13 protein-coding genes are annotated in these 15,388 nt (G+C 36.9%); 3 read left to right on the forward strand and 10 right to left on the reverse strand.

Going from position 1 to position 15,388, the window contains the following annotated elements:
• Nucleotides 1–13: 13 nt before the first annotated feature.
• From FG382_RS12120 to FG382_RS23540, 9 genes are all read right to left on the reverse strand, one after another.
• The gene (locus FG382_RS12120) at nt 14–1,627 is read right to left on the reverse strand and encodes a YceG family protein (RefSeq protein WP_142539135.1); all 1,614 of its coding nucleotides are present in this window, start codon (nt 1,625–1,627) and stop codon (nt 14–16) included.
• A gap of 24 nt (nt 1,628–1,651) precedes the next feature.
• On the reverse strand, nt 1,652–2,458 hold the full coding sequence (locus tag FG382_RS12125; protein WP_142539136.1) for an HAD family hydrolase: 807 nt from the start codon (nt 2,456–2,458) through the stop codon (nt 1,652–1,654).
• Nucleotides 2,455–3,570 (reverse strand): cysteine protease StiP family protein, encoded by a 1,116-nt coding sequence (locus tag FG382_RS12130; RefSeq protein WP_142539137.1) that lies wholly within the window; start codon nt 3,568–3,570, stop codon nt 2,455–2,457. Before FG382_RS12130 ends, FG382_RS12125 begins: the two co-directional genes overlap by 4 nt.
• Before the next feature lies 1 nt (nt 3,571).
• A complete protein-coding gene (locus tag FG382_RS12135) occupies nt 3,572–4,927 on the reverse strand; it encodes a phosphoribosyltransferase domain-containing protein (RefSeq protein WP_229677374.1) in 1,356 nt (451 codons plus the stop codon).
• A complete protein-coding gene (locus tag FG382_RS12140) occupies nt 4,854–6,014 on the reverse strand; it encodes an HpcH/HpaI aldolase/citrate lyase family protein (RefSeq protein ID WP_142539138.1) in 1,161 nt (386 codons plus the stop codon). The genes FG382_RS12135 and FG382_RS12140 overlap by 74 nt, the downstream gene beginning before the upstream one ends.
• Before the next feature lie 118 nt (nt 6,015–6,132).
• Nucleotides 6,133–6,708 carry a TerD family protein gene (locus tag FG382_RS12145; protein WP_142539139.1) on the reverse strand — a complete coding sequence of 192 codons (576 nt, stop codon included), beginning with the start codon at nt 6,706–6,708 and terminating at the stop codon, nt 6,133–6,135.
• Nucleotides 6,709–6,723: 15 nt separating this feature from the next.
• A complete protein-coding gene (locus FG382_RS12150; RefSeq protein ID WP_142539140.1) occupies nt 6,724–7,338 on the reverse strand; it encodes a TerD family protein in 615 nt (204 codons plus the stop codon).
• A 195-nt stretch (nt 7,339–7,533) separates the two neighbouring features.
• On the reverse strand, nt 7,534–7,860 hold the full coding sequence (locus FG382_RS23535) for a branched-chain amino acid transport system II carrier protein (protein WP_170206505.1): 327 nt from the start codon (nt 7,858–7,860) through the stop codon (nt 7,534–7,536).
• A 25-nt stretch (nt 7,861–7,885) separates the two neighbouring features.
• A complete protein-coding gene (locus FG382_RS23540) occupies nt 7,886–8,002 on the reverse strand; it encodes a branched-chain amino acid transport system II carrier protein (protein WP_142539184.1) in 117 nt (38 codons plus the stop codon).
• Nucleotides 8,003–8,104: 102 nt separating this feature from the next.
• Between FG382_RS23540 and FG382_RS12165 the strand changes: the two genes are divergently transcribed.
• The 3 genes from FG382_RS12165 to FG382_RS12175 all read left to right on the forward strand — a co-directional run bounded on the left by FG382_RS12165 (nt 8,105) and on the right by FG382_RS12175 (nt 13,402).
• Nucleotides 8,105–10,444 carry a helix-turn-helix domain-containing protein gene (locus tag FG382_RS12165; RefSeq protein WP_142539141.1) on the forward strand — a complete coding sequence of 780 codons (2,340 nt, stop codon included), beginning with the start codon at nt 8,105–8,107 and terminating at the stop codon, nt 10,442–10,444.
• 371 nt (nt 10,445–10,815) lie between these two features.
• Nucleotides 10,816–12,204, forward strand: a complete 1,389-nt coding sequence (locus FG382_RS12170) for an MFS transporter (RefSeq protein WP_142539142.1) — start codon at nt 10,816–10,818, stop codon at nt 12,202–12,204.
• 16 nt (nt 12,205–12,220) lie between these two features.
• Nucleotides 12,221–13,402, forward strand: a complete 1,182-nt coding sequence (locus FG382_RS12175; protein ID WP_142539143.1) for an amidohydrolase — start codon at nt 12,221–12,223, stop codon at nt 13,400–13,402.
• Nucleotides 13,403–13,734: 332 nt separating this feature from the next.
• Here the strand turns inward: FG382_RS12175 and FG382_RS12180 are convergent, their stop codons facing one another.
• Nucleotides 13,735–15,384 (reverse strand): methyl-accepting chemotaxis protein, encoded by a 1,650-nt coding sequence (locus FG382_RS12180; RefSeq protein WP_142539144.1) that lies wholly within the window; start codon nt 15,382–15,384, stop codon nt 13,735–13,737.
• Nucleotides 15,385–15,388: the final 4 nt, after the last annotated feature.

Consider the following 15,388-nt stretch of genomic DNA (forward strand, 5'->3'; position numbering starts at 1 on the left):
ATTCCCCCTCATACTAACGAAATTTTTTAAAGATTTTTTGTACGACACTTGGATTTTTAAATGGTTCATTAAAACTTCGATCATCCATCCAATGTAAGTCGAATGTACCTTCCTGTACCCATTTTTCAATGTCCAAATGACCTTTGGGGTTAACAATGATAACGTCTAGTCCTAGTAAATGCATCATACACAATGCATTAGCATCTGCTCTACTTAACTCTGGTCCATTTTCCTCATTATAAAGAAAAATGGTGGGGACAAATTGTGGATAGTCAAAAGTTTGCAAAAGACGAATAACAAAGTCCGGTAATACCATCGATTGTGCAAATGCATATAGCTGAAGATCTTCCGTTGATTCTTTTCCTTGAGGAAGTAAAATTGGATCTTCTGCATGTTTAGCTATCGCTTCTCCAATAACAGTTTGTGTGCCTGTTGGTAATTTGCCATATGTCCACCAATTGGCAGATTTCATCTTTTCGGCATCTAGTATCCCATTTGCTCCTAATGCATCTCGATAATGAAAAAGCTGATTTGTTTTTTGCTCCTTTGTGAAAGGGAAATGTCGAATGACATGTGTATCTTCACGTTCAGTTAAAGAGTGCACTTTGTTCCAGAAGCGCTTACGATTTTTATCAATTCCCATCATTTTAGCAAACACAACAGGGATAGTTACTTGCTTATTGCTTACCTCAAAATAAGGGCGAATCATCGCTCTTTCTTTTGCGATTAAAAACGCTTCATCTTCTGTCGTTTTTAATCGGATAGAATTCGTGGAAAAAGACTTGAATTGGAATGGCTTATATAATCCTGAGTTTTCATGATGTAATAGTTCATTAATCTCTTGGGTTGCTTTAAAAGCAACAGTTCCTGCAATTTTAGGCATTTCATCTGGCAATGGTTTTAGTTCAGTTTCTATTTTCGGAAAGCGATGGCTATGCTCTGCATCAATTCCTAGCATTTGTTTTGGCCAAGCCTCATCGGAAGGATTAAATACAACTACATGAAAACCAAAATTAGCTAAAAAGGAAAGGAACCATTTTTCGCTCGGTGTAGACTCGCCGTACCAAAGAAATCCAGGTAGGCCTTTTTTAAAATCTACTTTTTCTAAAGCAGGTTCTACATGGTTGAAAATCCACTTCACTAGATCGGTTGTAATTCGTCTATATTCGTGATGAAGGGTTCCTTCTGCATAAGTAGCTTGCAGTTTTTTTAATAGATCTATTAAAGTGGTTCGAATTCTTCTATTTAGGCCAGTATCTTTTAAAGCAGGCAATAGTGCATAACCGTCTAAAAATGCAACCATTCGATTTGGGGATAATCCTTTTTCTTTTCGATGCATATCAAACAATTGATTGATCGAGCGTAACCTTTCTGCTGAAATTTCTTTATTGAGCGCATCAGAAAGGATAGTTAACATGCCAGAAGATTCGTTTACTTGTGTATGCAGGAAAGAGAAATATTCATCTTCATCTAAGGACATACCGACGTATTGGCAAACTAATTGAGGGTAAGTTAATTTTTCCCCGTCAATAGATACTTTCGTAGGATCTCCTAAAGAATCTTTTAACCAATTTCCAATATTGGATGAATCCCACGAGTTCATCCGTTTTGGATTTAAATTCACCATGGGCTCTCCCCCTATTCACAACTATTATAACAAATACTCACATACTTTTTTTACTATTTCTTCCCCTGCAAGCACTCCACTATTGTTTGTGACGTAAACATGAGGAGGGAGTAGTTCCCTTTGTTTTACTGCTTCTCCGTGAGAGGGGATATAGCCCTGGTCAGCACTCATAACCATATCAAAATCAAGCATAGAATCACCAGCAGCAATAACAGTTTTGGCCTCTATTCGATCTTTCACAAATTGAAGTGCCGTTGATTTATTAATACAATTTGGCATAATATACAACTTTCTGCCTTGATGAGAAAGTGTAAAACCCTGTTCATAAAAAATTTGCGAAAGATTTTCAAGTTCTTCCACTGAGAACATTTTTTCATCAATAATCATATATACAAACCAAGACTCTGCATGTAAAACGCGTAGAACGAACTCTTTTTTAGCATATGCCTCTAACTGGGGCATTACATGTTCTATCGTTGTACAATCTAGCTGGAGTTGTTTTTTCACTTTGTCTGACCACTCAGTAAGGGGTTTTCCATTTTCTAAAATAACTGCGCCATTGGAAACGATTGCATAGGTTGGTTTTTCAGATGGTTGGAAAATCCCTGTAATCCGATTATACTGACTCGCAGTTCTTGTAGTAACAGGTACAAAAGTGATGGTAGGTGAAAGTTTATGAAAGTATTCAATTTCTTTTGTGGTCATAAAAGCAGTTGGTTTTTCATCGACCCATTCTACAGCGGAAAGGTCCCTTTCTTGGACCTCGGTACCTCTGGAGTTTTTACTATAAATAAGTGTACGATCTAAATCACTGGCAAAAAGAATAGTCATCGTAGATCCTCCGATTCAATCAGTCCAATGGCAAGATAAAATAATTCTGGAACAACTTCAATTGGAATATTTTTTTCCTTGCTCAACTGCAAGATATGGCGGACTGATTCATGGTTCGTATCCCGTACTAGTATTTTATATGGTTTTCTTCTCAATAATACCCTTGTTGTTTCTCCAACACTTGGTTTTACTTTACTAATATCTATTGTTTGATAGAACTGTTTACCAATTGCTTCTACTTCCTGCATTCCTCTCCAAGTTCTTGCATCCGTAATAGGAAATTCTGCTGCTAATTTCTTGATACTTTCTTCCTGCTCTGAAAATAGTATGGAAATATGGTCAACAAAATTATTGGATACATCTTCATTTTCAAGTTCTGCATAATACTTTGCACCATGAAAATCACCGGGTTGATGAAATTGATCGTTTAAAACGGTGCGACTAACAAGGCCGGATACTGTAGAGTTTAAGCATGCATTTGGAATAAGGAAATCTTCCCGTGTACCAAAAATTGTGGCGCACTCCCCGGGATCGGTTAAAACAGCCAAATCATCATTTAAACGAAATTGATATGCTGCATTTAAATGCTGTACTGATTTTGTAAGCTCGTTTTGAATGGCTCCTTTTCCTGTCCAACCATCTACAAATTGTATATGGCTATTTGGGTGAAGTTCCCTGATTGTTTTAACTGCTTCCTCATCGATTCCTTTTCCTCTTAGTATAGATATACTAAAATGAGGCCAATTAAGTTTCAAAAAGTTTTTAGCATATCTTTTCATTAATATGCCGATTGGACTTCCTGCTCGTGCAAGGGAAACAAGTACGACATCATCCGTATTTGCGAATTTTCGCACTCGTCTTGTTAAAATGCCAACTAGTTGTGCGATATGATCAGCAGAATCCTTTAGCGCTTGCTCGTAAACTTTAACGTATTCAGCGGTGGGGCGATATTCAATCGGTAATGACTCAGAATAGTGAGAACCGCTTTGAAAAGACTTTTCCCGTGATTCGATTGATGACTCGATTTGTACGTTCGATAAATCCTTCAATAAAAAAGTAATATCTTCTGGAGAATAGCTTGTTTTTACTAACTCATTCGTATGTAACTTCATGTTATTCTCCTCCTTCTTCATATGGCATGGTAAGGGATATCCATGTTACAGGTGCTAAATTTTCTAGATGTGTAAGCAGTGGAAACCAGGTCGTTTTTTCTTTCACAGATTCTGCTATTACAATGATTTGTTCTGCTTCAACTTCTGCTAGGTTATATATATATTGATCGATTCCGTTTGAGTCCGGTAAAGTGAATTTACATTTTTGTTTAATAGGATAGGATTTTTCATTTTTAGCGAAAATAGGGCTTCTTGTCGTTGTTTGTACTTTCGTCTTTTCGCCAAAAGCCAAAGCAAATCTTAATGGAAAATATATATTTTCTCCCACACCAATCACGAGTGTGGATTTGTTTCTATCTATAGAAGGGAGCTTAAAAATCATATTTTGAATCCATTCTTCCATTTCTTCGTGATGATCAGCGGTTAAACCAAATCTGCCTGTAAAAGTATTGTACGAAGCATGTGTACTATAGTAAGTAGAAGTGACTGGTGTTGTTAATGCTGTGTCCGTAAATAGTTCAAATTTCTTCTTGCCTTCAAGATAAGTCAGCTCTTTTTCTTCAATCGATGCTTCATTGCTCAATAAAAACTGACCAGAAAGAATAGAAATTACTTCTGCTGATATACCGCGAGCTTTCATCACATGATTAAATTCACTTCGTTGATCGTCACTTCGCCAATCTAAAATAGATAATACTTTATATTGTTTGTCAGGAAATGATTTACTTAACGCTGCGATAAGGTTGGAGGCGGTAAGGCCTGTTGTAATTTCATCATCCACCAGGACAATCGTTTCCGCTTCCATTAATATTTCTTCAGGTGCATAGACGCGGTGTGAGGTAGCGTGAGAATGCTCTTCTTCAAAATAAAAGGAAGGCTTTAAATTGATTATTTCTTCTCTCGTTGTATGGATATATGTTGCATCATAAAAGTGGTTGAATACCGCATGTCCTAAGCCAGTAGCAGTTTCAGCAAAACCAATAAAAACAGTTTTGGTTGGTAATTTTGCTTTGTATGCCAATGATTTTGCGTTTAATGCTCGATTTGGAATACCTGAATTAACCATTTCCACAATTTCATCTAACTGTGGAAGAGGTTTTTGTCCTTCATTCTCAAGTAGCATAGAAGCTAAAATAGACCCGGTTGCAAGAGAGATGGCGGGGTCTACCGCCAAATGCTTTCCGAGTAAGCGGCTAACGAATAAAAAGTTTCTTTTTTTGTTTATTCTTACCCCCATTTCAAAAAGGGCATCAGGTGAAAAGTTATTTGGATTGCTTTTTACTTCAATTGTTAATTTTAAGTCTCCGTGTAAGTTGTACGTTTTTGATATGTTGGAGGAAGTCGAGTGATGTAACATTTTCTTTAAGCACCCCATATATTTCTGCTTGTGTTAGTATTTTTAAAGCCCAGTTATAATGAGGCTTCACTTCATTCATTTTGTTTCTCGCCGAACTTCGTAAAACTCCGTTCGTCTCGTCTTTATTTCCGACGATTAATCGTGCATCATCGTATATTTCTTTTGGTACTATGTAAGCAGCATTCACAATGTCAATTTGAGAAGGATGAATACAGGTTTTCCCGAAAAAACCATTGTCAATATCTAGTTGTACTTCGTTCCATAGAACAGCTTCAAATCCATTTAAGTCATCAGTAGTTATCGCATGGTTTTGCGAGCTAAAATAATCATAAACAGGACCAGAGACGATAAAGTTATCCTCTTGTCTTGTGAATTGGTTTAAAATAGCAGTTAAACAATCTGAAACAAGTTTTATATCATATACAGTTCGGTTGCCAGGACGTCTTAAACCAAAGAGGCTTGTAAAGTCGGTTGCCCCTACACGAATGGTTAAAATAATGTCTTCGTATTGCTTGAATAACTTGTACAAGCTTGTAATCTCTTGTTCTCTAGATTCTGCATAAATTATTTCTTTTGTTTCGAGAATAGGCAATGCGTATAAATAGGTTGAATAATATTGATTAATATCTTGTAAGCAGGATAAAAAATTCTCGGCATTCGAAGTTGTACATTTTGGGAAAACAATCCCAGTGAAAAGGCGAATGGTGCTTCCTAATTGTTCTGCTAGTTTTTGAAGCTGCTCTGCATTTCTGATGCGAAGGAATAGAAGGGGGAGTTCATGTTCTGAAATTACTCCTTTTTCAAAACCTTGGTCTATTAAGCGGAGCTCATGGATCACGTTATTTTCTGCCAAGAAAAGCTCGGAATCTGCAATCGAGTCTTCTAAGCAAATAATAGCGTTTGTTAAATTTTTTAACTGATTGTTCGTTAACTTTGATTTGATGTCGGGCATAGAACCTGGAATATATAAGGTAGCTCCTAGTGCAATGCCTAAATTTTTTTTATCTAGATCTTTCGAAAAATCTTTAGGCGTTGCATGAAAAAATTGTTGTAATTCCTTTTCATGCACTCCTCTAAAATGCTTCATGAATACCACTCCTAAAAATGAAGAAGGCGCTGTTAGGTTCACCCATATTCCACTTATGTTTTACTTTTTGTAAAATAAAAAGCAAGGAAAAAGACCCTTGCTTTTTGCTTGTGCTGTTTTAGTTAAGACCGAAGTCAGTAACTAAAGCTCCCAAACCACCTTGGTATCCACTACCAATTGCGTTGAACTTCCATTCGCCATTATGACGATATAATTCTCCTACAACAACTGCAGTTTCAATGGAGAAGTCTTCCCCAAGGTCGTAGCGGATTAATTCTTCTCCGGAATCTGCATTTAAAATACGTACATACGAGTTACTTACTTGACCGAAGTTTTGCCCACGTGTTTCTGCATCGTGAATAGTAATGCTGAATGCGATTTTTTCAATGGAAGATGGAACAGTTGATAAGTTGACATTTACTTGCTCGTCGTCACCATCACCGTCTCCAGTACGATTATCTCCTGTATGGACAACAGCACCGCCTCCACCTGTTGTATTGTTATAAAATACGAAGTCGCTTTCAGAAGTACATTTCCCGTTGCTTCCAAGTAAGAATACGGATGAGTCTAAATCGAAATCATTACCACCGTCGTATTTGTTTGTATCCCAACCTAACCCGATTGTTACATTCACCAAACCTGGGTTTGTTTTTGTTAAATCTACCTTTTGTCCTTTTGATAAGTTAATGCCCATTCATAAACAGCTCCCTTATAAGTATTTGTTTGCAATTGAACCTATGTCTAAATCGGAAGTACCTTCACCGACAGCGGAGAATTTCCACTCAGAACCGTGTCTATATAACTCGCCTGGGAAAAGAGATGTTTTTCCGGCGTAGTTCTCGGATAAGTTATAATGTACTAATTCTTCTTTTGTTCCGTTATCTACAAGTCGGATGAAGGCATTTTGAATAAGACCGAAATCTTGCTTTCGTTGTTTTGCTTGATAAATGTTTACTACAAATACTAACTTATGCACGGAAGGTGAAATCGCGTTTAAGTTAACATTGATAACCTCGTCATCGCCTTCACCAGCTCCAGTTAAATTATCCCCTGAGTGAACGACGCTACCATCTTGACTAGCTTTGTTACCAAAATACACTAGATTTTTTTTAGATTGCAATTTGCCGTTCTCATCCAAAAGTAGCACTGATGCGTCACAATCTACTTCAGCTCCGCTAGCCCCGCCACCTAGTAGACCTCCTAAAAAACCACCACTTTTTTTCTTTTCAACTGGATCCCAGCCTAAACCAACCATAACGCTTGATAAGGAAGATCTACCTTTAGTTAAATCTATTTTTTGACCTTTTACCAAATTAATGCCCATTCATATCCCTCCATTTAAAAATAGCCTTATAAATGATACGTTCTTGCGTGCAAAAAGTTTCAAAAAATAGAAGAAATCATACATTCTGTTTTTATAAAGAACAGAATTTTTTACCTATTACTATTATTAACACAAAAAGAGCTGAACTTCACTTAATATGAAATTGTGTTGTAATCGTTTTTGATTTTCTTTTTTTCATATATAACAAATTGCAGACCCTATAAATGCAGGTACAATCCATCCTAGCCCCAGCTCTGAAAAAGGAAGATAGCCCCTATATGTGTCAATTATGCCGAAAGTGAATCCAAATGCTCTAAGGCCGTCATATAAAGCTATTATACTAGTAAGTGATATCGCACCGATATAAACATAAGAAGAGCCTCCAAATAGCGGATGAAAATAGAAATTACTATTAACACAATCGAAGAGTAAGTAGCTACTAAAAATGGAACACTCAACGAGAAAATTGTATTTAGTCCAAAATTTACAACCCCAAACTAATGAGTGTAAAAAATAATGCAATCTTTTTATAGCTTACTGTAGGTACTCACGAATGAAAATAGTTTCCACAAGCAGAAACTAGCCCTACACAAATAGTAAAACAGGCTAACACGAAAATAACTCCTAACAGCAAATTACCCCACGGACCAAATATTTGTATTATTTATTTTACCGGTAGATACTCGTTCTATGTGAACTGATAAGTGTTGCACCATATACTTCTCAATTAGTAAGATGACGATAAGGGTTTTAGGAGGTGATCGTTATGGACGAGCGATTAAAGGATTTTCATCTTCGTATACAAAAAATTGGTCACGTAGACCGTGAAGTAAATCGCGGGATTGAATTTGTGTTAGTGATCGAAGGGGAACTTACGATCGAGACGAGTAGTAGAATTTATCAAATGAAAGAAAAGGATCTACTTGTTATTAATCGAAACGAGCTTTTTGAGATGAAAGGAAATAAAGAAAACAGTGTTCTGCGATTCACCATTTCTGATTTGTATATGGAACAATCCTATAAAGATTATCGATACCAATGGTTTGAATGCTTTTCACAAAACATAGACATCGGGCGTGAGGCATTAATGGATCAGCTCCGGACATTATTTGGTGAAATGGTCATCACTTTCTATCGTAAAGACGATATTTACACGATAGAAATGCAACGGATTGTAAGTGAAATTCTTCTTATACTTATTCGTCGTTTCAAAGAGGAAGGAAATGCATTAGGGCAGCTAGATACTGAAGATGATAGACTCGTACAGCTCATTGATTATATGGAGAGACATTATCAAGAACAGATGACATTAGAACAGATGGCCCATATGTTATATATGTCACCGGGATACTTATCTCGCTATTTCAAACGAAAAATGGGCGTGGGATTTAGTCGTTTTTTGATGGATGTCCGATTAAGACATAGTGTGAAAGACTTGCTTTATACAACAGACTCCATTGCTTCTATAGCGATGAATAATGGTTTTCCGAACACGAAATCCTTTACGAGCCTTTTTAAGGAAATTTACGAGGAAACACCAAAAATATATCGGGAAAGACATAAGAAAGAGAATGTAAACATTGATAAAACGGCAAACATAAAAGGCGTGGAAACAATCACTAACTCATCCTCCATTTTTCTTCAATTAGGATCAATGCTTGCTGAAACAAATAAAACATACAGCAATACGGAAACTCGTTTTGAAGAGTTGCGTATTGATGTGTCTGTTCCTTCCAGTGACAAAATTACTCGCCCCGATCATGTCTTAATCGTTCGAGAATTAAAAGAGCTCTTAAAGGAGGATATACGGGAGCAAGTACTAACTGTAAAAGAAAATTTGAGGCTTAGTTATATAGGCATTCAGAACTTAGTCAGTAATGCTACATTTCTACCCACTGTTGAAACAGACGAGGCGATTGCGACTTCTTCCCCGTATTTTAAAGCGGATATGGCTATTAACTTTTTGAAGAAGCATGATCTTGCCATATTTAGCCGTGTTAGCTATCAAGATATATCAGTGGATGAAGCTTCTTATTTTAAAAAATTGGAGGAATTTCTTCGCCATTGTCTTCAAGTGTTTGGAGAATATTATGTAAGTAAGTGGCATGTTCTCTTTTATGAATCATATTTTACAGCAGTTGAACCAAAAGAATTATGTCGGATGTATAAGAAATTGTATAGCAGTATCAAAAAAATTGTTCCTGGAATTCATATTGGTGTGTATTTGCCATTTTCTTATAAAGAAGAAAAAACAAGCAATCGCCATACGTGGATTTTACAAGAAGACGATCGCATAGATTTTATTGGTTTCCATGCCAATCAAAATGAAGTCATTGATTTTGAAGAGACGAGTAATGATCGATTTTTGTTAGCAAAGGATTATATTAAAGAAAAAACAAATAAAGTGAAATATTTTTTAAAGCAGCATCATATCGACAAACCGCTCCATTTAGTGACGTGGAATACGTTATCTGGAAATACACGTTATACAAATGGCACATTTTTCCGAGGGGCTTTAGTGTTAAAAAGTGCTTGGGATATTTCAAATGATGTCGACTCACTTGCTTTTTGGATTAACACGGAATTGCATGAAGTCGATGATCAGTATCACCGAATTCAGTTAGAAGGAATGGAATTGTTTCATTATTTTAATGGAAAACGTCCGGCTTTTTATGCAATGTCGTTTGCGGAAAAATTGTCTGGAAGCATTGTCGCACAAGGCCCAGATTTCATCATGACGGAGTATGAGAGGGGCTATCAATTAGTGCTCATGAATTGCATTAATGTAAACCCCTATTTCTCTATTGAAGATGCATTTTTGAAAAAGTTGAATAAAGATATACGTGTAATTATTGAAGGCTTGAAGCCTGGGGAGTATCAGGTACGAAAGTATACGTATGATAAAGATAATGGAGCTCTTTATACAAACTGGTGGAATTTAGGTAGTAAGCATGGAGTAGATATAGAAATAGCTGAATATATTCATCGACTCAGTCATCCATCCTTGCAAATTTTTGATGAAACAATAGATGGAGACTGGTCATTCTACTCATATTTAACGATCAATGCCATTCACTTTTTTGATATACGCAAATCGTACGTTTAACAGCAATCGTATGAAATCTTGGAACACATCAGTGAATACTAGCGTAGCTAGTGTCCACTGGTGTGTTTTTTGTACAACAAATTATTCTCTATTCCTCCAACCCTCGAGGAAAATTTACACCAAAAGGTATAATATTAACCGTCTTTTTTGTACCTAACATTTCGCTAATCATAATAATATCCAATTTTGTATAGCAACACATCAAAAAAAGCATGATGAAATAATGATCATTCTTTTAAAATATAGCTATAGGGAAGCTTACCTAACAAGTTAAAACAGGCCTTGAACTAATTATTAAATATTTTGCATGAAACAGCATTTTTAACAAATAATCAATACGTACGTATGAAGCAACGAAATAAGGAGTGTATATGATGGGAACAACCTATAAAGGTTCAAATAAAATGATTACAGGTATTGTATTTGGTGTATTAACATTCTGGTTATTTGCCCAAGCAATGGTTAACGTAGTTCCAGCGATCCAAAAAGATTTAGGGATTTCAATGGGAACATTAAATATTGCAATTAGCTTAACGGCATTATTCTCAGGTATTTTTATCGTTGCGGCAGGTGGTCTTGCAGATAAAGTAGGACGGAAGAAAATCACTAATATTGGACTGATTTTAAGTATTATCGGTTCACTTTGTTTAGTGTTAGCAAACGGTGCTGCATTACTCATTATTGGTCGTATTATTCAAGGGATTTCAGCGGCATGTATTATGCCTTCTACAATCGCGTTAATGAAAGCTTACTTTGAAGGCGCTGAGCGTCAGCGTGCACTAAGCTTTTGGTCTATTGGTTCATGGGGTGGTTCTGGTGTTTGTTCTTTATTAGGCGGTGCAATCGCAACATATATGGGTTGGAAATGGATTTTTATTTTTTCCATTATCTTCGCAGTTCTTGCGTTATGGTTAATAAAAGACACGCCTGAAAGTAAAGCAAAAGACAGTGGTAATTCGAAATTCGATATAGGTGGATTAATTATCTTCATTATCACGATGTTGGCGTTAAATATTTTCATCACACAAGGTGCTGAAATTGGCTGGACAAACTGGATTACAATCGCTTTAGTAGCGGTGACAATCATTGGGGCAATTATCTTTGTGAAAGTAGAAAATGGTAAATCGAATGCGTTAATCGATTTTGGGCTATTTAAAAATGCCCCATATACGGGTGCAACAGTTTCTAACTTCTTGCTTAATGCGGTTGCAGGTACATTGGTGGTTGCAAATACGTATGTACAAGAGGGTAGAGGATTTACATCTTTCCAATCGGGTATGTTATCAATAGGCTACCTCATTGCAGTTCTGGGTATGATTCGTGTTGGTGAAAAAATTCTACAAAAAATCGGTGCGAAAAAACCAATGCTTTGGGGCGCATTTTTGACACTGATCGGTGTTGGTGTAATGGGCTTAACATTTTTACCGGACGTAGCTTATACAATTGTCGTATTCATCGGTTTTGCACTGTTCGGCTTAGGTTTGGGGCTGTACGCAACACCGTCTACAGATACAGCGGTATCCAATGCACCTGATGATAAAATTGGGGCAGCATCTGGTATTTACAAAATGGCTAGTTCCCTCGGTTCAGCTTTTGGGGTTGCGATTTCAGCTACTGTTTATGCAATGATTGCAGACAAAAGTGGGGTTGATGCAGCGGCAACTGGTGGTATTATAACAAACGTGATTTTCGCGATCATTGCATTGCTATCAATTCTCTTCATGGTTCCTAATAACGCTGGTAAAAATGAAGTTAAATAAGGAGAGTGCAGATATTATGAAAGAAACATTAATGAAAATGTTAGAAGAACGAGAACAAGAAATTATTCAAATTCGCCGTTATTTACACGAAAATCCAGAACTATCATTTAAAGAAGAAAAAACAGCTAAATATATTGAAGACTTTTATAAAGGAAAAGACGTGGAAGTTCAAACGAACGTTGGAAATGGATACGGTATCATTGTTACGATTAAAGGGGATAAACCCGGTAAAACTATTGGGCTTCGTGCAGATTTTGATGCACTCCCAATTATGGAAGAAACACCAGTTCCATTTAAATCAAAAAACGAAGGAGTTATGCATGCATGTGGTCATGATGGACATACCGCTTATTTATTGGTATTAGCTGATTGCTTGATCCAATTAAAATCAGAGTTATCTGGAACGATTAAAATTATTCATCAGCATGCAGAAGAAGTTCCACCTGGTGGGGCAAAAAGCATTGTGAAATCTGGATTAATAGATGATTTAGATGAAGTGTATGGAATTCATTTGCTACCAATGGGTCCGGCAGGATTAGTCGGCTATCACGCAGGTTTTGCTTTCAATGGAAGAGCGTATATGAAATTAAAGATTCAAGGTAGAGGTGGACATGGTTCCTCTCCCCATTTAGCAAACGATGCAATTGTTGCGGGTGCTCATTTTGTTACGGCAGCTCAAACAATTATTAGTCGCAGATTAAGCCCATTTGATATTGGAGTAATTACCATTGGTTCGTTTGATGGGAAAGGCACATTCAACGTCATTAAAGATAGTGTTGAACTAGAAGCTGACATTCGCTATATGACAGTGGAAACAAAAGAAACGATTGAAAGGGAAGTAAGACGCCTTGTGAAAGGATTGGAAGAAGAGTTTGGTGTTACTTGTGAGTTAACATACACACCAGATTATCCACCAGTTTACAATAACCCTGAGTTAACAGCGAAAGTGGCTGAGACACTAAAAAATGCAAATGATCCACATATTAAAGAAGTGAGAGAGTTCCCGGCATTAGCGCCATCGGAAGATTTTGCTTACTACGCGGAGAAATTCCCAGCGTGCTTCTTCTATATTGCTTGTACACCTGAAGGAGTGGAGGATCCATACTTCAATCATCATCCAAAATTTGATATTGATGAAGCATCTTTATTAGTAGCAGCAAAAGCTGTAGGACAAGTTGTATCTAGTATGCAGGAATAAACTAAGTAAGGCTATCTCCCAGTCAGTTTTGACTGAAGAGATAGCCTTATTTTTTTCGACAACGTTGCGCATTTGAATTGGAATGTTGCGCAAATTCTATATCATGTTGCGAGTAATGACTGGAACGTTGTGCATTTTTTATTAAGAAATCTTCTCCAGCTAAATAACTTTTATATATGTGCCGTAGCGCGCTGGGCCGCATAAACCTCAGCCATGAGACCAGCTCGTGTGCAACACAAGTTGTTCTCATGCAAGGTGTGGCAAGCAAGAAGGCTAACAATCACCTTTTGAGATAAACAATCCCAAACTTATTACTGTGTTCCGTAAATCCCTTACACCGTAAACTTCGAAATTCTTTGCTGTAACTCTTCTGCAAGGTTAGCTAAGGAAACGGCTGCAGCTGTGACTTCTTCCATAGAGGCTAATTGCTCCTCGGAAGCAGCAGCAACGGAATTAGAGCTGTCCGCAGTTATTTTAGCGACGTTAGTCATCTCTTGCGCATGAGTAGATACTTGTACCATTTGATCGTTAATATTGTTAGTGACTTTCGTAATAGTGCTTACCTGCTCTTTTACAAGCTCTACAGAAACAAGGATATCGTGGAATGTCTCTTCGGTATGATGGGCAATTTCTAGACCTGCATTCACTCTATCTTTCACATCATTAATCGAAGCAATGGTCTTGTTTGTATCTAGTTCAATTTCAGAGGCGATTCCAGAAATACTTGATACAGAATTTCTTGTTTGCTCGGATAGTTTCCTTACTTCATCTGCTACCACGGCAAATCCTTTTCCTGCTTCCCCGGCTCTTGCAGCTTCAATCGCAGCGTTTAGTGCAAGTAAATTTGTTTGTTCTGAAATATCAGTAATTAGTTTTAATACGTGTACGATTTCTTTAGTACGATCATTTAGTATAATAAGTGCTTTGTCTGTTTCTTCAACGGATGTGCTGATCGATTTCATCTGTGAAACGGTTTCTTGAACGAACTCAGCACCTTGTTTTGTTTTTTCATTGGTTGATACGGAAAGCTCCATAACAGCATTCGCTTGCTCTGCTATTTGTGTTACTGCGTTTACACTTTCTTCAGCTGAACGTGCAGATTCATCAGACATGAAGGTTTGTTGGTCCGCTCCATCTGAAACGAGTTGAATAGAAGTAGAGATTAGCTCGGTTCCTTTCATAGTTTCATCAGCACTTGCCATTAATTCTTCTGCAGAAGCAGCAACTTGGTTGGAGCTATCTGATACATGTGTAATGACATCTCTTAAATGGATGGTCATTTGTTGGAAGGAATTTTGTAAAGCTGCCACTTCATCCCGAGTTGTGACATTTGCTAGTTTGACGGTTAAATTTCCTTTTGCAATTTCTTCTGCGTTATTTGTAATTTGCTTTATTGGATGTACAATCCGGTTCGTAAAGAAGAAAGTAGATAAAATACTGCCAATTAAAAGGGTTGCAACTAAAATAATGGAAATAGACATAATTCCATTAATCTTCGTTTGTAAGTCAGACTGCATCATTAGATATTCAGATGTAATACTTCGTTTTAGTTCGATTACATCATTTATCATCCCTTTTGTTCGGAGAGATTGCCGCTTTATTTCTGCTATGTTTTGTGTACTTAACGCGCGGTTTGTCTCGTTTAAAATTTCTTCATATTTACGCAAGAGTTGTTTCGAAATAGCTTGCTGGTCCTCTTTCGTTAAGGTAGGGCTTAGTGAGTCGTAGAGCGATAGCATATTTGCTAAGTCGATGTCTATATCGTTTTTATTGCTCTCGGAAATATTTAAAGAATAAGCGCTTAAAGATTTTTGAAGGCTTTTTGCGGTGCTATTCAGTTCTTCTACTTTCACTAAGTCCTTCACGATTTGTTCGGTAGAAGATTTTAGTGAAGCTAATTGAGTAATGTTATATCCAATAATGCAAGCAGAAAGCAGTAATGGAATAAGAGAGATCAGTAATATTTTTTGTTTAAGTTTCATCTAC

The organism is Psychrobacillus lasiicapitis (assembly GCF_006861795.1).
Lineage (GTDB): Bacteria > Bacillota > Bacilli > Bacillales_A > Planococcaceae > Psychrobacillus > Psychrobacillus lasiicapitis.